Source organism: Marinicella pacifica (assembly GCF_014636635.1).
Taxonomy (GTDB): Bacteria; Pseudomonadota; Gammaproteobacteria; order Xanthomonadales; family Marinicellaceae; genus Marinicella; species Marinicella pacifica.
Genome location: NZ_BMEO01000006.1, coordinates 96,651 through 119,111 on the forward strand (window position 1 = coordinate 96,651; position 22,461 = coordinate 119,111).

Sequence of the window (22,461 nt, forward strand, 5' to 3'; positions counted from 1 at the left end):
ATTGTTAAATAACTAATAAATCAAAGTGGGCGACCGCAAGGGTGGCCTACAGGACGTAGGTCTGCAGACTTAGCAGGAGCGGTATATGCCGCAGCTACAATAATACTTGCTAAATAGATATTTAGATGATAATCTAAATACATGCAAGAAGACAGCCAACAAACTTTATTCCAGGCCATTGCCGATACCCAGCGCAGAAAAATACTCGACGTCTTAAAATCCGGTGAAAAATCCGTGGCTGAAATTAACGAACACATCGACGTCAGCGGTGCCACCTTATCCCACCACTTAAGCATATTAAAACAAGCCGATCTTGTGCGGGTACGTCGGGCTGGGCAGAAACGGATATACACCCTAAACGTCAGTGTCCTTGAACAAATACTGATTCAGATTAAAAAACTATTGTAGAACATAGATAACAAGAAGTGGAGAAACCCATGCGACATAAAAACCTTATCATCAGCACCCTGATAACCATACTCATTACCTGGATCGTCGCCGTGATTTATTCGGGTTATTTACCCGATCCCGTACCGACGCACTGGAATATCGACGGCGAAATCGACGGCTGGACCGCGAAACCCTGGGGCGTTTATATGCTGCCGATTATCGACACCGCCACCATACTCCTGCTTTTAGTCTTACCCAAAATCGCGCCCAAAGGCTTCCGCTTAGAAGGCGCCTTAAAAGTTTATTACCTCCTGACCCTGGTCATCGCCATCTTTATGCTGATGATCATGCTGTTTATGTTCAACGCCGCACTTAACAAAAACTTCAACATGACCACCTGGATTATGTCCGGCATCGGCCTGCTGTTTATCGTCATCGGCAATTACCTCACAAAAATCCCCAAAAACTTCTTTCTCGGCATCCGCACACCCTGGACACTCTCCAGCGACGAAGTCTGGTACAAAACCCACCGCCTCAGCGCCTGGGTCTTCATCCTCGCCGGCCTCGCCATGATGCTGTCGCCATTCACCCCCTACCAGAAAATCATACTCACCACCGTCATCATAGCCACCGCCGCCATCCCCATCCTGTATTCCTTGTACTTATACAAGAACATCGAAGGATTCGATGAGGATTCATAACCCCACCGTAACGATACACTCAAGAATGTTGCGGTGCAAGGCGGGGACACCAACATTAGGGCCCCTTAGGGCAGCCCCGCAGCTACAAAAAATGACGTAGTCACCCCGTGCCCCGACACGGGGTCCAATCGCTATCGAGTCCAATCTATCGCGATACACCTCCATCCATGGAGGCGAGTTCGTAAAACGAACAAATGCATAGCATTTCGCGGACCTCGTAAAAGACCCGGTTTTATTCAATCAACCTTCTTTTATTCAGAACTGAAAATTCACACCCAGTTTAAAGAAATCCATCTCATGACCGATATCCGCCTGGTAATCATCGATATCCCAGGTCGATAAATCCGTTAACAGAACATTGCGTTCAGTCCCGAAATCGATCTGATTGTATTCAGCGAACACCGACCAGTTGGCATTAAAGCGATACTCAAAACCGACACCAACCATAACATCATCGAGGGTGTCCTTATGCTGGAAATAAATCGGCTCCTGATAATTCGGATCCGTGTCTTCCACCAGCATATCAATCTGACCATAGCCTAAATTCACATAAAGCAAAGATGCTTCAGAAAGCAAGAAGCCGAATTGGCCGCTCAAAGTCACCAGATTATCCGCATCATAAGACACATAGTTGGTCGGGCTGGTGCCATTGATATAGGGATGTCGGGCATTGGTATCACCATCACTGCCACTTAAACGCAGACCCAGAACCCAATTATCACTCACCAACATCCGACAACCCACCTGAGCCCCGAAAAATTCACCATCCCCGGAAACCGTACCTAAGTTATCATTGATCACATCACCGACAAAAAACACCCCACGGTAACTGCTATCAACCTCAGCCGAACCACCATGAACCCCAACATAACAGCCACGCCAGTCATCAGAAGCGGCCATCGCCGAACAACTCAAAGCCAACAGGCCCAAATATTTAAAACTTCGCATAAAAATCTCCTTGTTAACGTCCCCTCATTATAACCGCACAAACCACGCAAACAAAACGACACCGCTCACAAAAATGACAAGTCGCCCGAGCGAAGCCCAGGGAGCTCCGAACACTATCCAAATCTTAAACCAGCGCGTCGCTCTCGGACTTGATTCGGGAGCCAAGTTCGTAAAACGAACAAATGCAAAGCATTTCAACATCACAAATTTTGTCACCCACCACCCAAAAAAGGACAAATGTCATCCCGAGCGTAGCCGAGGGATCTCCCAAACACCACCATAAGTCGCAAAGAACAAAACAATGGGAAACTTTCTATTGCAAAAGTTTCTTATATTGGGCAAAGTAATTTAATTATTTTTTTAAGATTTTTAACAAGGATGCCATGACACAAAACACCAATAACCTTGCGGCCTATATTTGGTCGTTGGCTGATTTATTGCGCGGGGATTTTAAACAAAGTCAATATGGGCGCATTATTTTACCTTTTACCTTATTACGTCGATTGGAATGCGTACTGGAGTCCAGTAAACAGGCTGTTTTAGATAAAGTGGCTGAAGTTGAAAAAATGGATATTCCGGAGGAGGCCAAGGAAAAGCTGATTTTACCGGCCACCAATGGTCTGTCTTTTTATAACAGTTCACCGATGGATTTATCCAAACTGGGTCAGTCTGGAATTCAAGGAAATCTGGAAACTTATGTGCAAAACTTCTCAGCCCATGCCCGGGAAATATTTGAGCATTTTAAATTCAGCGAGTTTGTCGGTCGTCTGGCTGATTCTAATTTACTGTATAAGGTTGTTGAGAAAGTGCGTAATACCGACTTAAGTCCTGAAACGGTTTCTAATCATGACATGGGTTTGGTGTTTGAAGAGCTAATCCGACGTTTTGCGGAGAGTTCTAATGAAACTGCCGGTGAGCATTTTACTCCGAGAGATATTGTACGTCTGACCACTTCGTTAGTTTTCATGGAAGATAATGAGGTACTCACCCGTGATGGTATCATTCGCACCATTTATGACCCGACAGCCGGAACCGGTGGTTTTTTATCATCAGGCATGGAGTATGTCCATGAAATGAACCCGAATGCGGTTTTAAAACCTTTTGGTCAGGAGTTAAACCCGGAGAGTTATGCCATTTGTAAAGCGGACATGCTGATTAAGGGCCAGGAAGTGAATAACATTAAACTCGGTAACACCTTATCCAATGATCAGCTGTATGCGCAAAAGTTCGATTACATGCTGTCCAATCCGCCATTCGGTGTGGACTGGAAGAAAATTAAAAAAGAAATCCTCGATGAACATAAGCTCAAAGGCCATGACGGACGTTTTGGTCCCGGCTTACCTCGGGTATCCGATGGGTCGCTATTGTTCTTAATGCATCTGATTGATAAGTTGCGTGACACTCAAGACGGCGGTGGCCGTATCGGCATTATCCTTAACGGCTCGCCATTGTTTACCGGAGGGGCAGGTTCCGGTGAATCTGAAATCAGACGCTATATACTGGAAGCCGACCTGTTAGAAGCCATCGTGGCTTTACCTACTGATATGTTTTATAACACCGGTATCGCCACCTATATCTGGATTCTATCTAACCATAAACAAGCTGAGCGCAAAGGTAAGGTTCAGTTGATTAACGGCGTTAATCTGTACGCTAAAATGCGTAAATCATTGGGTTCTAAACGCAATTTAGTGGAAGAAGATGACATTGCCCTCATTACCCGTACATTTGGCGCCTATGAAGCTGTGGACAATATGGCATTGGATAAGCCAGAGGAACAAAAAAGTAACCGGGGTCGCCAATCTGAAAACGATAAAGCAGAAACACCTAAAACCTTCAGCAGTAAAATCTTCAAAAACCATGAATTTGGCTACCGCCGTATCACCATAGAACGGCCTTTGAGAGAATCGTTTCAATTCAGTGATGAAAAACTGGAAGAACTGCGTTTCGCCAATAAGCCACTGAATACAGCGATGCAATGGATCTATCAAGAATACGGTCAGCAATGGACTGATCAGCCAGACTGCGAACATTACGGCGTCATAAGTGATGATGACCAGATTTTGATCCGTGCTTACATCAAAGATAACTTCAGTAACCTCAAAGAAAAACAAATCAAAGAACTTTTAAACCCAAAAACATGGCGAGCACAAAAAGCCTTGTTACTCAAAGCCAAACAACTTCAACAAGTTATCGGCACGGCACAGCACGATGACATGAATCAATACGATGGCATCATTAAACAGGCCTGTAAGGAAGTAGACTTAAAGCTCGACGCCAAAGAAAAGAAGCAAATCACTCAAGTAGTTAGTTGGAAAAACCCGGAAGCAGAAAAAGTGGTGAAAAAAGTCCATAAGGGTAAAGCTAATCCATTGTATGGTTTATTTGAAGTTTCTGGAAAGGTCATCGAATATAAACCCGACACCGAACTGCGTGATTATGAAAACGTCGCTTTAAATCCAAATCAATCCGTCAACGAAACCAACGAAGCCTACTTCAAAAAAGAAGTCCAACCGCACGTCCCTGATGCCTGGATTGATGCTGGTAAAAAAGATGCCTTAGACGATGAAATCGGTATTGTCGGTTATGAAATACCCTTTAACCGACATTTTTATCAATACGTGCCACCGAGACCCTTAGAAGAAATAGACAAAGAACTGGATTTGGTCAGCAAGGAAATCATGGACTTATTGAATGAGGTGCATTCATAGTGGAGAAGTATCAAACTTATTCTAAATATAAAGATTTTAAGACTGTCTTTCTGAACACTATTCCATCACATTGGGATGTAAAGCCTCTATATACCATTTGTGGGTTTAGGCAAGGAAAAGCGCATGAGCCATTTGTTGATGATGATGGGAAATACATTTGCGTCAACTCCCGCTTCGTATCTACGAGAGGTCAGAAAATTAAACGGTGTACGCAGAATTTAACTCCTGCAAATCTATATGATGTGCTTATGGTAATGAGCGACCTCCCTAATGGTCGAGCACTAGCAAAGGCTTTTTATGTAGAAAACAATAATATGTATGCAGTGAATCAACGAGTATGTGCTCTAACTGCGCACAAGATTAATTCGAAATTTCTTTATTACCAGCTAGATAGAAGTCCATATTTTTTAATGTACGATGATGGCTCAAACCAAACTCACTTATCTAATGATTCATATAGAAAATATCCAGTTCTAGTTCCATTGGAGGAAGAACAAAAACAAATAGCCAACTTCCTCGACCACGAAACCGCCAAAATCGATCAGCTGATTGAAAAACAACAACAACTGATCAAACTCCTCAAAGAAAAACGCCAAGCCGTAATCAGCCACGCCGTCACCAAAGGCCTCAACCCCAACGCCCCCATGAAGGACTCCGGCGTCGAATGGTTAGGGGATGTGCCGGAGCATTGGGATGTAAGTAAACTGAAATATTTAACTATTCAAATAGTTGATGGAGCACATTTTACTCCAACGTATGTAGATGAAGGAGTACCATTCCTGAGAGTTACTGATATACATAGTGAAAAAATTAATATGGATCACATCAAGTATATTCCAAGAATTGAGCATCAAGATTTGATAAAAAGATGTAATCCACAAAAGGGAGATTTGTTGCTTTCTAAAAATGGAACAATTGGTGTCCCAAAAATTGTAGATTGGGATTGGGAATTTAGTATATTTGTTAGTTTGTGTTTAATTAAATTTAATAAAAAGCTTAATGTAAATTATGCATATTATTTTTTTAAAACACATGAAATCAGAGAGCAAATTTTTGGGCAAATTAAACAAAGCACCGTTATTAACTTGCACTTAGATAAAATAGCAAAATTCGATTTTACGGTTCCACCAATAAAAGAACAGAAAGAAATAGTTAACCATTTAGATCAAGTTATTAGCAAATATGATTTACAGTTGAATAAAGCCAATCAAATAAGTGTATTACTGAGAGAGCGCCGAACAGCACTGATCTCAGCAGCCGTAACAGGAAAGATTGATGTGAGAAATTGGAAAATATCTCAATGAGTAATGATGAAAACAGTATAAAGACTCAGATGGACTCAGATAAAGGATTTCAGTCTAAAAGAAAAGTATTGGTGACTTTGTCTATACTTTTTATTGGTATAAAGCTGTCAGGAATTAAAATTATCGAAGCGAATACTTTTATTTTGAAATTATCTATTGCTAACGAAGGAGCCATTGGGCAATTAATTTTCTTTGCTCTTATATATACTTTTATTCGTTATTTTACTTACGCGCACAAGTACCATGTGAAACTATTTAATTCTTGGAGTCAAAATCTAATGGCGGATGATTTTTTCATTCATCTAGACAGTGATGGAAGACAGTTTTACGGATTAATTCCTGAAAAATTTCCTATGAATGACGGCTATTATAATTTTATTAAAAAAGATAGTAATTCGATTACAACTAGATATGAATGTAAAGGGCTCTTTAGAAGGTATTTAGTATATGATTGGAAAAAAGGAGATGATTATGAAACTGACAAGGCAAGTATTCATGAATATATTAAATTAAAACCTAATTGGTTGAAGTGGATAAATAACAAAATAAGAAAGCCTGGATTATTAATGCCTAAAGTTATACGAAAGGAGCTTTATTACCAATTTAGAAGTTATATACAGGATCGTGAACAATTAGATTTGTTGGCTCCATATTTATTGGCTATATTTGCAATATGTTGTCAATTTTACTCGAGTGAAATCATTAACTTTTTAGGAATTACATGATGACTAAAGCCAACGAATTACCTTTTCAGAACGATATAATTAATCAGCTGGTATGTAATGGTTGGCAAGTGGGTCATCCCGATAATTACAACCGTGAATTGGCTTTGTACTCTGAGGATTTACTTGGTTTTATCAAGGATACACAAGACAAACAGTGGCAGAAATTTTGTCGTTTATACCCAAATAATCCAGAACAAAAGTTATTAGAACGGGTTGCAGCGCAGTTAAATAAAGCCGATCCCAATGCCGCGAATAAGGAAATGCGAACGTTTGGCACTTTAGGTGTTTTAAGGCATAACTTGAAAGATCGGGGCACACGGTTTGACTTAGTCCAGTTTAAACCTGAACATGATCTCAATCCGAATACCTTGAAGCGATATGATAAGAATCGATTTAGGGTTGTACCTGAGTTAGTTTATTCGCCCTGGGCTACCGATGTTCATGAGTTGGAAGAGGGTGTTAAGTCCAAGAAATGGCGGATTGATTTGGTGCTATTCGTGAATGGCTTACCTATTGCGACTTTGGAACTTAAAAGCGAATTCAAACAAGCAGTACATAACGCCATTAAGCAATATAAAACCACGCGATTAGCGATTGATCCTGTTACTAAAAAGCCGGAACCACTATTAACATTTAAGCGCGGTGCTTTGGTGCATTTTGCTGTGAGCCAGTATGAAGTCTATATGGCGACAAAATTAGCTGGTCAAGATACTTTCTTCTTACCGTTCAATAAAGGTACGAAAGAGGGTGGTGCGGGTAATGACAGTCCCGAAGATGTTAACCAATATGCTACCGACTATCTGTGGAATGAGGTGTTACAGCCCGATAATTTACTTAATATTCTGGCTAAGTATATTCATTTGGAAATCGAAGACAAGGAAGACTGGGAAGGGCGAAGGTATAAAAAGGAAACCATGATTTTTCCTCGATACCACCAGTGGGATGTGGTTAATCAGTTGGTTAATACCTCCAAAGTCGAAGGGCCCGGACATAAATACCTGGTTCAGCACAGTGCCGGCTCCGGTAAGTCTTATTCAATCGCCTGGACAGCCCATCAGTTGTCAGCCGCTTTTACAGCTGAGGGTAAAAAACAATTTGATTCGGTGATTATTGTCACTGACCGCACAGTATTGGATGATCAGTTACAGGACACCATTTATCAATTCGAGCATCAGGACGGTGTGGTCGGTCGTATAAATAGAGAGGAGGGTGATGGCAGTAAATCCGAAAAGCTGGCGACAGCTTTAGAAAATTCACAACCGATTATTATCGTCACTATTCAAACGTTTCCATTTGTTCTGCAGGCCATCGAAAATAGTACCAGCTTGAAACAAAGAAATTACGCCATTATTGCTGATGAGGCGCATTCTTCGCAGACAGGTACTACAGCCAGAAAGCTCAAAGAAACTTTAATGAAAGAAGGGCGTGAGGAAAATGAGGAAGAATTATCTTCTGAGGATTACATTGGCGCAACAGTCGCTTCACGCAAGAAAGCTGAAAACTTAAGTTATTTTGCGTTTACTGCTACGCCTAAAGCCAAAACCATTGAGCTGTTTGGTCGTTTACCAAACTCTGGTGAGCCACCATCATCATCGAATAAGCCTGAAGCCTTTCATGTTTACAGTATGCGACAAGCCATCGAAGAAGGCTTTATTCTCGATGTGTTAAAGAACTACACCAATTACAAAGTAGCCTATAACTTGGCGCTTAGAATTCAAGATGCTGACCAGGAAGTTGAAAGTAAAAAAGCCAAGATTAAGCTCAATCAATGGGTGCGTTTACATGATTACAACATCGCCCAAAAAGTGCAGGTCATTATTGAGCATTTTAAAAATAATGTGATGGGACTACTTGGTGGGCAAGCTAAGGCCATGGTGGTCACCAGTTCACGTAAAGAAGCCGTGCGATACAAGCTTTGTTTTGATCAATACATCAAACAAAACAACTATCAGAAAATACATGCCATGGTGGCATTTTCTGGTGAAGTTGAGTTTAATGAAAAAGATCCCAATGCGGCGGCTTTATTGGGTGAGAAGTTTACTGAAATCAGCATGAACCCTAACCTTAAAGGCCGAGATCTTCGTAACGCCTTCGATTCTGATGATTATCAGGTCATGATTGTCGCCAACAAGTTCCAAACAGGATTTGATCAGCCGAAACTTTGCGCCATGTATGTGGATAAGAAGCTCGGAGGGGTCGAGTGTGTGCAAACGCTTTCACGGTTGAACAGAACTTATCCAACCAAAGCCGAAACTGGTACCTATGTACTGGACTTCCTTAATGAACCAGAAGATATTTTAGCGGCCTTTCAGCCTTATTACGAAACCGCTGAACTGGCTGATGTTTCAGATCCTAATCTTATTTTTGATTTGTTTGAAAAGCTTAAATCATTCGGTATCTTTATGTGGCAGGAGGTGGAACAGTTCTGTCAATTTTTTTATGAAAAAAGCAAAAGTAACGCTGCCCTTGCCAATATTTGTAAGCCGGCAGTTCAAAGGTGGCAAGGCCGATATAAGTTAGCCCTAGAAGCCTTTAAAGATGCTAAAGAAATGTTTGAGCGGGCAAAGAAGACCGGCGATGCTGTTATCATTGCTAACACTGAAAATACGTTTAAAGAATGTAAACAAGCCAAAGACGAATTAGAAATTTTCAAAAAGGATTTAGGTTCGTTCGTCAGGCAATATGAATTCATGTCCCAAATTTGTGATTACGATGATAAGGATTTGGAAAAGCTGGCCCTTTATGCCAGAAACCTGCGACCTATGTTACGTGAATCCCAGGTTGAAGATGATGATATCGATTTAGATTATGTGGTACTCAGTCATTACCGCTTATCTAAAACCAGACAACAAGACATACGGTTAAAAGAAGACTCATCTGACTACAAACTTGAATCTGCAGACAGCGTTGGAACAGCCAAGGCCAAAAACAAAAAAGAAGAACTATTGTCACAAATCATCAATCGTCTCAATGAAATATTCATCACCGATAACCTCACCGAAAAGGACATGGTCAATTACGCCTACACCGTCAGAGATAAACTCAGCGAAAACACAAAAGTAATGGCACAAATCGCCAACAATACCCAGGAACAAGCCATGCTCGGTGACTTTGACAGCGCTCTCAGTACTGCCATTATCGAGAGCAACGAGATACACAAAGACCAAATGCTTCAACTCCTATCAGATCCAAGAAAGCAAAAAATGTTTGCGAATTTAATTTTTGGTATGTTGAAGGGGATTGAAAATTGATTATTTAGGATATGTAAATAAAGAGTAAAAGAAATGGATAGAGATTCTGTAAATCAACTTGAACACAGTGATTTTTTTAATCAGTCATTAGAACGTTCCAGACAAAAGTTATTGGATTTGACCCGAAGAAATCGGTTATTGAATTTTCGTGAAGGTGCAAAGGATATTGCTATTATTGATGAAATGGCGGATTTAGTTTTCAACGATCTTTTAGAAAATAACGTTGAATTTGAATTTGGAAACACGGATGAATTACAGCAGAATTTAGATGATGAGATTGATGCCCAAGGTAAGTTAACGGAAGATATTTTTTCTGATTTAGACCGTTCATTGCCTGAGTCACTTAATCAACAAGAAATTGAAGAAAAATATCAGGATTCAATACTACAAACTCCATATTCAGAAACTTTGCTTAATCGAAAGCTTAGAAACTTATATAGTGCCTCAAGAAGCTATACTGAAGAAACCGGTGCTAATGCTTTATATTTGGCTATTGGTTTTTTGGAATGGTCTGATAGTAGAGATAGTAAAACATGCAAAGCACCATTAATCATGATACCGATTCAAATGAAAAAGTTAGGCGTTTCTGGCGAAGGAAAGTTTCTAATTAAATATTCTGATGAACCGATTTCAAATAACTATTCTTTATCTGAAAAGCTATTACATGACTTCGACATAAAAATCTCAGAGTATCAGTCTGAAGTTAAACCAGAGGCGTACTGGAATGAAATAGATCAGATTATTCCGTTAAGTCTTAAGGAAAGTGGCTGGAAAATAATCAGAGAAATGACTATTGGCTTATTTAGTTTTAGTAAGCAAGTTATGTGGCATGATTTGAATCCAGCTAATTGGCCTGCACATGCCCCTTTAGAGAATAAGAAAGTGCTTCGCAATATAATTTTAGGCACAGATGATAAAGAACAAACACTGCAAGGCTATAACTCAGAAAATAGAAATAATAATTTTAAAAATAATAATCTGAAGCTTGTTAGAGATGCAGATTTAACTCAACAAAAAGCCATTATAAAAGCACTAGAATCAGAAGATGGTTTGGTTATAGAGGGTCCACCTGGGACAGGAAAATCACAAACAATTACAAATTTAATTGCTGTGGCTTTGAGCCAAAATAAATCAATTCTATTTGTGGCTGAAAAAATGGCTGCTTTAGACGTTGTTTATAAGCACTTGGCTGATGTAGGGTTAGATGTGTTTTGTTTACAGTTACATGGCTTGAAAAGCAGCAAAAAAGAACTTCTAGAATCATTAAAGAAAAAAATTGAGTTTAATCCTCATCATGATATTTATATGGGGGTCAAGGAAGATAAATTAGAAGTTTCACGCCAGAAGTTACTTGCTTTTTCCAAATTACTGAATCAACAACTTGGCCCGGAAAACCTTCCTTTATATGATATATTCTGGCGTGTTGAAAGACTAAGTCAAAATTTACCTGGATCTATACTTAGTTCAGATTTAGAAGTTGAATTTAATATTTCTAGTTCTGAATTTGATGAAAATAGAAATTTATTAAATGACTTAGGGACAAGTTGGGATAGTATTCCAGAAAGTGTGCGTAATTCATGGATTGGTTTTTTACCGGATAAAATAAATGATGCGGATATTGAAAATATAAAACATAAACTAGAGTCTCTAATTTTAGCTACAGTAGATTTCGAGGATTTTTTAGTACAAAACCCTAAAAACAAAGAAGGTAAAGCTGTTTTTACTGTACAAGCTTTATTAAACATAGATAAATCATTTGAATATGATAACTTCAGTAAATTTAATAAAGTTGATGAACTTTTGATTGGTGAAATAGTAAATCAAAGTAAATTAAATGAATTTGAAGATTTATCAGCTCAAATTAAAAAATATTTCGATAATATTGAACTAGTGAATCGAGTGTTTAGTTATTCACATGATAATGCTCATTCTTACGCCCAACTTCTTTATAGGCATTACAAGCAACTTTCCGGCAATGTCATAAATCCCGCTGTAAAGATAAATCAACTTGAGTCTGAGGCTATTGATTTTAAGAAATTAATTGGAAAGTTAGAAAATCTGAACTCGGATGCAAGCTATGTTTCAAACCTAATAGGAGTTCAAGCAGTAACCATTGAAGCTCATGAAAGACTGTTAAAAAGCATTCATGAATTAAAGGATATAAATATCGAGTTTATTCCATTACTACATAGTGAACATGTTAATAGTAATTCAAGTGAATACTTATCATTAGCAAAAGATAAATTCGAATCCATTGTACAGCTAGAAAAAAAACAAAACACGTTTTTAATTCATAAAGAAATAACTTCAGATGAGTTGAAGGATATAAAAATAATCTTAGAGCAAAATATATCTAATTTTTTTGCATTTTTAAATAAAGATTATCGATTAGCAAAACGAAAAATATTACCATTATTGAAAAATACCAATGGATTTAGTAAAAGTTTAGATTTTATTGATCAACTTGAAACCTATATAAGTTATGTATATCGAAAAGAGGAGTTTTTAAAAGATGAATTATTTATTAATTCCTTAGGTGTTGGCTTTAAAGGTATTGATACTAATTGGGAAAATGTTGATGAAGTTATTAAGTTTGCTGAGAAATTAAAAGATAAAGTTGGAAAAATCAATGCTCAAAACATATTAAGTAACTGGAACCGGCATTATGCAAAACTCGAGATAATTGAGAATAAAATAACGAAAACTTTTAAAATGTTAGAACAATTTAAAAGTAATCATCCTTTCCCAGAAAGTACATGGACTAAGTCGCTTTCTCAAGTAATCTCAGATTTAATACCATGGGGCGATTATATTCAAAAAGCTTATGAACAATTAAACCAAGGTTGGTGTAATACAGATACATCCTTTACAGAATTAAGACAGGTATTAAAATTATTTTATACAAATATTAAATTTGAGTCTGAAATTCAAAAAAACCATTGCTACCCCATAATTAAGGAAAAACTCTGGAAAGGTCACCAAACTGATATTTCTCAATTAGTTGCAATTAATCAATGGATTGAAACCCGTATAAAGCTACCAGGCATTAACTCAGAAGTATTGTCATATTTATTTAATGAAAGAAATAAATTTCAAAATGATATATTTGATTCGCTAATGAATAAGACAAGTACCTTTTTAACAGAGTTACAGGCGTTTAAGGATTTGTTATGTAGCCTTGGCCAATTTAATCTGAATGAATGGATTGATAAGAAGCCAATAGTAATGGCTGTTTTTGTTGAGAAGCTAAAAATTGCCATTGATTCTACATTTCATTTAAAGAGCATTTCTAAATGGGTACGATTTAGCTTAGAAGCTGATAAAAAAAGGTTAACTTCTATCTCGTCAATAATTAAAAATAACCAAATAAAAGGCAGTCAGGCTGCCGATATGTACGAATATTTAGTACACAAAACTCTTCTAAATAGGGAAATTGAAAGCAAGCCCGAACTAGAAAGTTTTTCATCCTCTTCTTATGAGAATTTACAAAAAAGATTTGCTGAATTGGATCGTCAAGTTTTAGCCAACAATGCAAATAGAATTCAAAACACTTTAAAGAAAAATGTAATTCCAAAAGGTACTAATGTAGGCAAGGTAAGTAATAAAACTCAATTATCGTTAATTAAACATGAAATTGGAAAAAAAACTCGACACCTACCTGTACGACAACTGATGAATAGGGCTGGCCAAGCTATTATTGCTTTAAAACCTTGTTTTTTAATGTCTCCTCTTTCAGTTTCGCAATACCTTTCACCTGGTGAATTTCATTTTGATTTTGTGGTTATGGATGAAGCGTCGCAAATTAAACCTGAAGATGCATTATCAGCGATAGCAAGAGGCAATAAAGTCATTATTGTTGGTGATTCGAAACAACTTCCTCCAACATCATTTTTCAGTGTTGAGGTTGAGAGGACTGAAGAAGATGAAGAAACTGTATTAGATGATACTGAGTCGATTTTAGAAGTTTGCTCTAAACAAATGAAATTTGAAAGGCTTAAGTTCCATTACCGTTCAGAACATGAATCACTTATTCAGTTTTCTAATTTAAGATTTTACGAATCAGATCTAATAACTATTCCATCACCTTATAATCAGTCAAATAAATATGGCGTCTTTTATAAATATATTGAGGACTCAAACTATCTAAAAGGGAAGAATCCAAATGAAGCGAAAGTTGTTGTAGAATATATTATAAAGCACTTTCAGTCTTTTCCAAATAAGTCTCTTGGTGTTGCTACATTTAATAAGGCTCAAGCAGAGTTGATAACATTATTAATTGATAAGGCAAGACAACATCACCATGATCTAAATAACGCCTTAACAAGTGAAGATCTAGACAATAAGTTTTTTGTTAAAAATCTTGAAAATGTTCAAGGAGATGAAAGAGATGTTATTATTATTTCAACAACTTATGGGCCGGAAACTAAAGGTGGACAAGTTGCTCAACGATTTGGCCCAATAAATTCCGAATTAGGTTGGAGGCGACTTAATGTAATTGCTTCTAGAGCAAAACAAAAAATGATGGTTATTACTTCACTTAAACCAAGTGATATACGAGTAACTAATAATACAAGAAAAGGATTAAAAGAGTTTAAAAAATTCTTAGAATTTATTTATAGTGGTGCAATTGGCGAAACGGGAGTTGAGACAGGCAAAGAGCCTGATAGCGATTTTGAAGTTTCTGTTATTAACATAATTAATCAACTGGGTTATGAATGTCATCCTCAAGTTGGTGTTTCAAAGTATCGAATTGATATTGGAGTAGTCAACCCGAAAAGTCCAGGTGAGTATTTGTTGGGTGTAGAATGTGATGGTGCTGCTTATCACTCAAGTATATCTGCAAGAGATCGAGATCGGTTAAGGCAAGAAAACCTGGAAAGAAAGGGTTGGAATATTCATAGAATTTGGTCGACTGATTGGTTTAATTCACGTGACATTGAGATTTATAGACTTGAAAAGGCTATTAAGTCAAGTTTAGAAGCTTACCAAAATAACTTTATTGATATAAAAGAGCCATCAAACGCTTCTTTTGTTGAAACCGATGTTAAAGATCTTGTTGCTACAGAATATGAAGATGATGAAAATGAAAAAACTCTTGATTTAAAAGAAGCTCTTAATAGGTTCTGGAAAAATCATATCTCGCCTGATTATCCAAATAAAGGAAATAGCATTCTAAATAATGAAGTAATAAATTATTTAGTCAAAGAAAAACCAATTAACGACACAGAATGGTTTAGAGCTGTACCGGTAGAACTGCGAGAAAAAATAGACGTTAAACAAATGCAGTTTAAAGAGGATATATTAAATCTGATATTTGAATACAGTTAAATGAAACCCCAAACCATCCAAATATTCCTCCCCGAAGGCGCACCGACTTCAGTTAAAGAAGCCGAGCTAACGAATCGCCTGATTAAAACCATTTGGTTTCCGCGAACAGCGATGGATAAAGCCGCGAAGCGAGACATCTCGCAGTATACGGGCGTTTATTTCTTGTTTGGGGATGACGAGGAGGGCAGGCCGCAGGTGTACATTGGCGAGGGTGAGAATTGCTGGACGCGCTTGCAGCAGCATAACCGGAATAAAGACTTCTGGACGCATTGCGTCATTGCTGTGACGAAGACCAATGAATTCACCAAGACCGATGTGAAGTTCTTGGAGCATTATTGCTTAGATCAGGCCACAAAAGCCGGGCGCTATACCACTGATAACAGCACCGGTTCTTTATTGCCTTCGATCTCTGAGCCGAGAAAATATGATTTACTCGATAACTTCGAAACCATTAAAGTCTTGTTAGCAACTTTAGGCTATCCGATATTTGATGATAAACGCGGTGACAAAGCCCAACAAAGAAAAATCTTTTACTGCAAAGGCAAACAAGCTATAGCTAAATGCATAGTCACAGATGAGGGGTACTTGGTTTTGGCTGGTTCGACTGCGCACATTAAGATGTCAATGGCACCTGGAAGTAGTTACCGAGCATTGCGTGAAGAGTTAGTTGAAAAAGAAGTATTGGTCCAAAAGGGCGATGTATATGAGTTTAACTCAGACCAGTTATTTAAATCCCCCTCAGCTGCTTCCGCCACTGTCTTGGGCCGTAGTTCAAATGGCTGGATTGAGTGGAAAGATAAGAATGGTCAGACTTTGGATGAATTGTTACGGCAATAATTAATTCATGTCTGAGCTATCTGATAAAGCGCTACAAAAAATTGGCCGGAATGTCGTTAATCTATCCAAGATTGAGGGGATGCTGAAGTTATTTCTAAGCAGAGTTAATTTTCAATGTCCAATTATTGAGTTAAAAGAAACGCTGGAAGCTAAGAAGAAAAAATATGAAACCATGACCTTGGGTCAGGTCAGTCAGCACTATTTCAAGACATATAATTTTAATGCAGATCCGATACATGAATATCCTGAAAACAGTAGCGAATCCTGGATTTCTTTTTCGTATGATACAGAAACCGACAGCTTAGAATCTCAAAAAAAGGATTTCGAGTTTTTAGTTGAACAGCGTAATAAATTAATCCATGAATTACTGATCGATTTTAATCCTATTTCGGATAATAACTGTCGATCATTAATCAATTCACTGGATGAGCAGAACGAACAAATTAAAATTCAGTATAAATACCTACAGGAGAAATTATTCATTTTGCATAAGAGCATAAAACAATGGTTATTGAATCAATTAAAAGATATTAATGGTAAGACTTTGGATGAGGTATTGAGACAATGAAAATTTCCATATTGCTCGTTTTATTGTTTTATTGGGTTGTGGTTTTTGCTACTGAACCATTCATTGAAATTGACGTTTCAGAGCCTAATCAATATCAAATAACAGTTGAGATATTGAAAGAGAATGAAATTCTGATTAAAACGCCAAAAGAATATAATGATGTTGATTTTTCGTATGCAATATTAATTGTCGGTGACCAAAAAATAAACTCAGATGATTATTTAGAAGTTCCTTTGACCAGTCTTGATGAAAATCAGTTAAAGCAGATTTATTTCAAATCCGGTAAAAATAACCTTAAAGATATCCAGGTAAATATCCTTTACAAAAAACCTAAGTTATTATGTATTGAGGCTGTGTTTCTATTAACAGGCTTTGAGCATCTAAATTTCAGTCAAAACTGGCGAGAATCTGACAAAAATAATTTATTTAATAGAGTGGAAAAACTCAAAAAGGGAATGAGCTTTGAAAAAGTCAGAGAGATACTTGGTCGCCCCAGATATGAAAGTAGTCATTACCCGAAAAGCTTAACTGAAACAAATAATGGCCATGCGTTGGTATACATTTTAAATAAAAATGACAGTGAAGACAGGTCAAAAGATCAGATTTTATCGATACATTTTAACCATGAATTTGAATTCAAAAATATAACTTCCAAAAATTTGATGTTGGATATTTGAACTATTTAAAAGAACTCATGAACAAAAAATATGGGACAGGCTGAGGTATACCCGTTTCCACGGACAGTTAATTAAATGACACATTGTTCAAAATCATTAGGCGTTTTATAGCCTAATGATTGATGAATACGTTGCCGGTTATAAAATATTTCTATGTAATCCAAAATAGCTGCTCAAATACAGGTCTTGCCAGGTGTTGCAAAAAAAGCTACAATCGTTGCAATATTTGCAACATTTTGAAAAATGTCCATTGAGTTGGCCGAAATACTGTTTAAAGACTACCGTAAGCGAATTTTGGGTTTGTTGTTGCTGCATCCTGAGCGGGTTTTTCATGTTCGTGAGGTGGCCCGTTTAACCGGTACCATTGCAGGCACCACCGGACGAGAGTTAAAAAAATTAGCAAAAGCAGGGATATTGCTTAATTCTAAACGCGGTAATCAGGTGACCTATACCGCTAATCAAGCCTGTCCAATTTTTAAGGAGTTGGTCAGTATCTTACGTAAAACTTCAGGATTAGCCGATGTTCTTGCTGAAGCCTTGATGCCATTAGCTGGACAAATTGAGGCGGCTTTTGTTTTCGGTTCTGTCGCCACAGGAAAAGCTAATCAATACAGTGATGTGGACGTTTGTGTCATCGGCGATGTTGAGTACAATGATGTGGTTCATGCTTTGTACGATGCTCAGGAATTTTTGGGCCGAGAAATTAATCCACAATGTTTTTCGGTCAAAGAATGGCTGTCCCAGATAGAAAAGCCTAACGCTTTTTTTAAGAATCTATTAAATAATGACGTTATTCACATAATAGGTCATCGCGATGACATTAAGTAATCTGATTGGTATCAGTCTTGAGCAGGTCAAAGCCGATCCAGCGATGATACAACGTTTGTTACAGTCTGCTGAATCTTCATTACAAGACGCCAAAGTAGAAGGACTAAGCAATGAAACTCGATTCGATGTGGCTTATAAAACGGTGATGCAATTGGCGAATGCGGCATTACAAGCCAATGGTTATCGGACGCTGACCAGTCGTCCGGGGCATCACCAAACGATGATTCAGTCATTGAGTCAAACGATTGGATTAGAACGCAAAGTGGTTATTGAACTGGATGCCTTACGCAAACAAAGAAACATCACGGATTATTCGGGTGATTTGGTGAGCAATAAAGCGTGTGAAGCCTGTATTTCACATGCTAAGGTATTATATGCTGACGTCAGCCATTGGATAAAAGAAAACCATCCGGAATTATTGGCCAATTATAAATAATATGCTTAACCTTAATCAATGATCTACAACGGCTTTGAAGTGAACACGCAATGTGCAGTTTGTGGTCAGGCCATCAGATTTCCCGATACGCGCAAGCAGTTTCGGCCTTGCCCTGAATGTGGGGCTTGTTTGAGTATTGATTTTGATGAATTTCAAGTTTCATTTCGCTGGTGGTTAATTATTTCTGTTATCTTTAGTTTCCCGTTTCGTCATTCTATTATTGTTTTTATACTGATATCCTTAACTCTGTATTTTGTATTATTATTCATTGGGCTATTTAATAAATACACAACCAGTGAAGTCCCTGAGAAATATTGTGCTTTGAATAAATCGAATCCTTGAGTCATGAGACAGCTGTTTTTTATCGTGATTCCTTACGATTGTGCGGATATAAATTTAGTTGAATCAGCCTGTTTTAAAAGACGCTGGATACCGGCTTTCTACGGCAAGGGTGTAACGGGTCACCTTAAAACACGGATTAGGTACCATGTTAAAACAACAACGATGATAATGTAAAAAAAATTCTGGATGACCATAATGTCATATAATTAATCTATAATTATTGGCTGTCTAAAAATTTAATTATTCAAAAAAAACTAAAAACCATCATGAATGATTCAAGTAAACCTGCAAACCAAACCGATAAAAACCCCTCACCATCTCCCATCGTTAACGCCTTTATGATTGGCTTTTTGGTGGGGATTATTATTTATAGTGTGGCTGTTAATAGTTGGGGCTTTTTAACATTGATTCCTTTGTTTTTAATTTATAAGCTTATGCAGAAACCAAAAGCTCCAAAGGTCGATGGAGAAGTACGATCTTCTAAAGACTGGTGAGTTTTTAGCCAAAGCGAGGACAGGCATCGGTTGAATAACTTCTATTATCATAGAAGAGCTTTATGCCAATCCTCTGTTAGAATTCTAAGTTATGTCTATTGTAATGGATAACTCCTGACCAGCTTTCCTATACAGAAACCACATCAAATGTTTTGTCTTTAAGTTTCCAGAGGTCGTGGTTGCTTTGCAGGCTTAACCAGGCCTGGGCTGATTTTCCGGTGAATGCCTGTAAGCGGAGTGCGAATTCAGGGCTGACCGAGACGTGACCGTTCACAAACCCCGATAAGTGCTTTCTTGATATGCCCAGCATTTCAGCGGCCTTGCTGACGGATAAGTTTAAAGGCTCTAAATAGGTTGATTTTAAAATTTCACCCGGATGTGCAGGATTAAACATAATATTTCACCTCAATGATAATCTTCATAATTTAAAATAGTGGCATTTCCACCATAAAATTCAAACGTGATACGCCAGTTTTCGTTGACCCATACACTGTATATTTGATTATTAATTTCGATTCTGGCGTATGTCCTTAGTTAGAACATGACGACGAATCTTTTGGGGACTTCAGGGAAATAAGGCTCAGACTCTTTTTAGGCCTGAGCCTTGAGAGTTTAGTTGAGGGCCTTTTCCATAAAAACTGTGTCCATTGAGCTGCCATTACTTAACAATTGTCTGGCTTCTTCAATTGTTTTGTAAGCCATGCTTTTATAGAATGAAATTGAGTTCATTGAAGCTTTGAGGTGAAGTTTATCGAACGCTTTTTTGTTAGCGAGTCGCTCAATTTTATTTAACAATCGCGTTCCTATCCCGATACCTGAGTGTTTGGGGTCAATGTTCAATTTGTCTAATTTCAAATGACACTGGATGCCGCAATTTGCCAAGTTAAATCGACATTAAATAGATGTCATTTATCTCAGTTTCATATAAGATAAATTGAGTTTTGTTGTGCTGACACATTGTTGTCGGCGCCATTATGATAATAACCAATAAAAAGAGGTGTATATGCGGAAATTTAATTTAGCAGGTCTGCTTGTGGCCATTTTGCTTTTGGCGTCCTGTGGGTCGGGGGATAATCAGTCCGGTTATGAGAAAGTGGGGCAGGCGCCGGTTAATCAGGACAAAAGGAATTTAGATGTGATGCCGGTGACACCGGCAATTAACTATCCTGTGGTGATAAATTTGGCCGAATTTCCGCGGGTTGATTATGCTAATCGCCCTGAAATGACGATGACTGAGGGCGTGCACCGTTCCAGCACGTTTGTCTCGCCGGAGCAGGCGGCTCAGATGCGAGCAGATTCATTAATGCTTCCGCCAAACAATCACATTCAGGTACTACAAAGCCCTGAATTTTCAGGCAGCCGTGGTTCGGGATCGGTACCGATGTTGTTGAATACCTTTGATGGGCCTCAATTTTATAACTCAACACCACCGGATCATGAATTTACCGTGGGTGAAAATTATGTCATTGGGGTAACCAACGGCACTTTTATGATATTGGATAAGAATGGCGTGCCGCAGGGTGGTCCGATTGATTATGATGTGTTTTTCGCAAGTGTGCCGGAATGTGCCAACGGAACCTTTGATCCCAATGCGTATTATGATGAAGAGCACAAACGGTACATCGTTGGAACTGCGGGTAATGGTGTGTATTGCTTTGCCGTCAGTACAAGTGAGAATTTAAGTGGCGGCGGTACGTTCAATTTATACGGCTTTACCACCATTCAAGTGGTGACTGACTTTTTTGATTACCCGCATATGGGCGTGGGTCATGAAGCTTTGTTTATGGGGGCAAATATATTTCTCAACAGTGGGTTTCGGGCTGATGTTTGGGCCATTGATAAATTGGCCGCTTATGCAGGTGATCCTTTACCGACACCGGTGCGACAAACCTTAAATGCCGGGGCCGATACGCCACAACCTATGAACATCAATGGCTTTGCCCAGGGCACTGCGCCGGTGGGAGACACCCATTATATTTTGGCCGATGGTGTTTTTGATGGTGCCACACTGTCATTGTATTCCTGGGAAGATCCTTTTGGGGCCAATATTTTTACCAACACCGGGAATGTGAATTTGAATAGCGCAACGGGTGTATCAGCCGGTTACCCAATTGATCAACCTCAAGCGGGTTCAGGCGGTGATATACAAGGTAATGATTGGCGGGTTTTAGATGCAGAATACCGCAATGGTTCGATTTGGATGGCACATACCATTGCCTGTAATCCCGGCAGCGGTACGGTGAATTGTGTTCGCTGGGCAGAAATTGATATCAATAACGGCAATGGTCCGATTATTGAACAAGCCGGTGTGATTGCCATTGACGGTGAGTATTTGTCGTTTCCGGATGTGGCGGTGAACGGCTGTAACGATATGACCATTGGTTTCTCAAGAACCTCACCAAGTATTTATCCCGGCATTGCCTATACCGGCCGTTTAGGCAGTGATCCTTTAGGACAGGTTAATCCGATACAAATTCAGAAATCGGGTGAGGTGACCTATCGATCATTTGAGGGATCACCACCTCGACGTTGGGGCGATTACAGTGAAGCGGCCAGTGACCCGGACGGAACCAGAACCTGGTTTATGGGTGTGTATTCAGCGGATAATATTCCCGGTTCAACCAACTGGGTGACCAATATTGGTGAATTCTCCACAAGTTGTGGTCTGACCGATTTGATATTTGAGGATGGTTTTGAGGGTATTTTGGATCTGATTTTTAAAAATGGGTTTGACAACTAATTTTTAACTGTTGAATGAAAAAGCCGGCTGATTTTTGCCGGTTTTTTCATTCAGTCAACCAATCGTAGTTTTGGTATTGTGTTAAATAACAGGGTAAATAACAGGGGACAGGCAATTTATCAGATGAATTAAGCAATTTATTTGAATAAAATCCTGGCTATATTGGAGGTTAATTATTGGTGAT

The 22,461-nt window shown here is 38.5% G+C and carries 19 protein-coding genes; 14 read left to right on the plus strand and 5 right to left on the minus strand.

All coding sequences use genetic code 11. From position 1 onward, the window contains the following. The first annotated feature begins 141 nt into the window (after window positions 1-141). Complete coding sequence (locus IEV16_RS08545) at window positions 142-408, plus strand: metalloregulator ArsR/SmtB family transcription factor (protein ID WP_188365280.1); 267 nt, start codon at window positions 142-144, stop codon at window positions 406-408. 29 nt (window positions 409-437) lie between these two features. Further along, window positions 438-1,091 carry an SdpI family protein gene (locus IEV16_RS08550; RefSeq protein ID WP_188365281.1) on the plus strand — a complete coding sequence of 218 codons (654 nt, stop codon included), beginning with the start codon at window positions 438-440 and terminating at the stop codon, window positions 1,089-1,091. A gap of 255 nt (window positions 1,092-1,346) precedes the next feature. Here the strand turns inward: IEV16_RS08550 and IEV16_RS08555 are convergent, their stop codons facing one another. Beyond that, a complete protein-coding gene (locus tag IEV16_RS08555) occupies window positions 1,347-2,039 on the minus strand; it encodes an outer membrane protein (RefSeq protein WP_188365282.1) in 693 nt (230 codons plus the stop codon). A 383-nt stretch (window positions 2,040-2,422) separates the two neighbouring features. On the opposite strand from IEV16_RS08555, the gene IEV16_RS08560 reads away from it, so the two are divergent. Genes IEV16_RS08560 through bamE form a run of 8 tightly spaced genes read left to right on the plus strand, consistent with a single transcriptional unit; the run spans window position 2,423 to window position 17,437 of the window. Beyond that, window positions 2,423-4,747, plus strand: coding sequence for a type I restriction-modification system subunit M (locus IEV16_RS08560; protein ID WP_188365283.1), 2,325 nt, complete (start codon window positions 2,423-2,425; stop codon window positions 4,745-4,747). Beyond that, window positions 4,747-6,051 (plus strand): restriction endonuclease subunit S, encoded by a 1,305-nt coding sequence (locus IEV16_RS08565; protein ID WP_188365284.1) that lies wholly within the window; start codon window positions 4,747-4,749, stop codon window positions 6,049-6,051. Before IEV16_RS08560 ends, IEV16_RS08565 begins: the two co-directional genes overlap by 1 nt. Continuing rightward, window positions 6,048-6,776: a hypothetical protein gene (locus IEV16_RS08570; protein ID WP_188365285.1), complete on the plus strand. Its 729-nt coding sequence runs from the start codon at window positions 6,048-6,050 to the stop codon at window positions 6,774-6,776. The genes IEV16_RS08565 and IEV16_RS08570 overlap by 4 nt, the downstream gene beginning before the upstream one ends. After that, the gene (locus tag IEV16_RS08575) at window positions 6,773-10,027 is read left to right on the plus strand and encodes a type I restriction endonuclease subunit R (protein ID WP_188365286.1); all 3,255 of its coding nucleotides are present in this window, start codon (window positions 6,773-6,775) and stop codon (window positions 10,025-10,027) included. The genes IEV16_RS08570 and IEV16_RS08575 overlap by 4 nt, the downstream gene beginning before the upstream one ends. A gap of 33 nt (window positions 10,028-10,060) precedes the next feature. Then, a complete protein-coding gene (locus tag IEV16_RS08580) occupies window positions 10,061-15,355 on the plus strand; it encodes a DUF4011 domain-containing protein (protein WP_188365287.1) in 5,295 nt (1,764 codons plus the stop codon). Then, the gene (locus tag IEV16_RS08585; RefSeq protein ID WP_188365288.1) at window positions 15,356-16,192 is read left to right on the plus strand and encodes a GIY-YIG nuclease family protein; all 837 of its coding nucleotides are present in this window, start codon (window positions 15,356-15,358) and stop codon (window positions 16,190-16,192) included. 7 nt (window positions 16,193-16,199) lie between these two features. Further along, complete coding sequence (locus IEV16_RS08590) at window positions 16,200-16,760, plus strand: hypothetical protein (RefSeq protein WP_188365289.1); 561 nt, start codon at window positions 16,200-16,202, stop codon at window positions 16,758-16,760. Continuing rightward, window positions 16,757-17,437 carry an outer membrane protein assembly factor BamE domain-containing protein gene (gene bamE / locus IEV16_RS08595; RefSeq protein WP_188365290.1) on the plus strand — a complete coding sequence of 227 codons (681 nt, stop codon included), beginning with the start codon at window positions 16,757-16,759 and terminating at the stop codon, window positions 17,435-17,437. Before IEV16_RS08590 ends, bamE begins: the two co-directional genes overlap by 4 nt. Window positions 17,438-17,508: 71 nt before the next feature. On the opposite strand, the gene IEV16_RS13560 is transcribed toward bamE, so the two are convergent. Next, window positions 17,509-17,601: an IS3 family transposase gene (locus IEV16_RS13560; protein ID WP_188365291.1), complete on the minus strand. Its 93-nt coding sequence runs from the start codon at window positions 17,599-17,601 to the stop codon at window positions 17,509-17,511. A 79-nt stretch (window positions 17,602-17,680) separates the two neighbouring features. Between IEV16_RS13560 and IEV16_RS08605 the strand changes: the two genes are divergently transcribed. From IEV16_RS08605 to IEV16_RS08615, 3 genes are all read left to right on the plus strand, one after another. After that, the gene (locus IEV16_RS08605; RefSeq protein WP_188365292.1) at window positions 17,681-18,265 is read left to right on the plus strand and encodes a nucleotidyltransferase domain-containing protein; all 585 of its coding nucleotides are present in this window, start codon (window positions 17,681-17,683) and stop codon (window positions 18,263-18,265) included. Beyond that, entirely contained in the window at window positions 18,252-18,701 is a 450-nt protein-coding gene (locus IEV16_RS08610; protein WP_188365293.1) for a HEPN domain-containing protein, read from the plus strand. Before IEV16_RS08605 ends, IEV16_RS08610 begins: the two co-directional genes overlap by 14 nt. 608 nt (window positions 18,702-19,309) lie before the next feature. Further along, window positions 19,310-19,537 (plus strand): hypothetical protein, encoded by a 228-nt coding sequence (locus tag IEV16_RS08615; protein ID WP_188365294.1) that lies wholly within the window; start codon window positions 19,310-19,312, stop codon window positions 19,535-19,537. Between the two features lie 127 nt (window positions 19,538-19,664). On the opposite strand, the gene IEV16_RS08620 is transcribed toward IEV16_RS08615, so the two are convergent. The 3 genes from IEV16_RS08620 to IEV16_RS13565 form a co-directional block, all read right to left on the minus strand. Next, window positions 19,665-19,931: a HigA family addiction module antitoxin gene (locus IEV16_RS08620; protein WP_188365295.1), complete on the minus strand. Its 267-nt coding sequence runs from the start codon at window positions 19,929-19,931 to the stop codon at window positions 19,665-19,667. Between the two features lie 11 nt (window positions 19,932-19,942). Continuing rightward, window positions 19,943-20,053 (minus strand): type II toxin-antitoxin system RelE/ParE family toxin, encoded by a 111-nt coding sequence (locus IEV16_RS13505; protein WP_188365363.1) that lies wholly within the window; start codon window positions 20,051-20,053, stop codon window positions 19,943-19,945. 96 nt (window positions 20,054-20,149) lie between these two features. Beyond that, window positions 20,150-20,419, minus strand: a complete 270-nt coding sequence (locus IEV16_RS13565; RefSeq protein WP_345258618.1) for a GNAT family N-acetyltransferase — start codon at window positions 20,417-20,419, stop codon at window positions 20,150-20,152. Between the two features lie 121 nt (window positions 20,420-20,540). Between IEV16_RS13565 and IEV16_RS08635 the strand changes: the two genes are divergently transcribed. Beyond that, window positions 20,541-22,277: a hypothetical protein gene (locus IEV16_RS08635; protein ID WP_188365297.1), complete on the plus strand. Its 1,737-nt coding sequence runs from the start codon at window positions 20,541-20,543 to the stop codon at window positions 22,275-22,277. Window positions 22,278-22,461 lie beyond the last annotated feature (184 nt).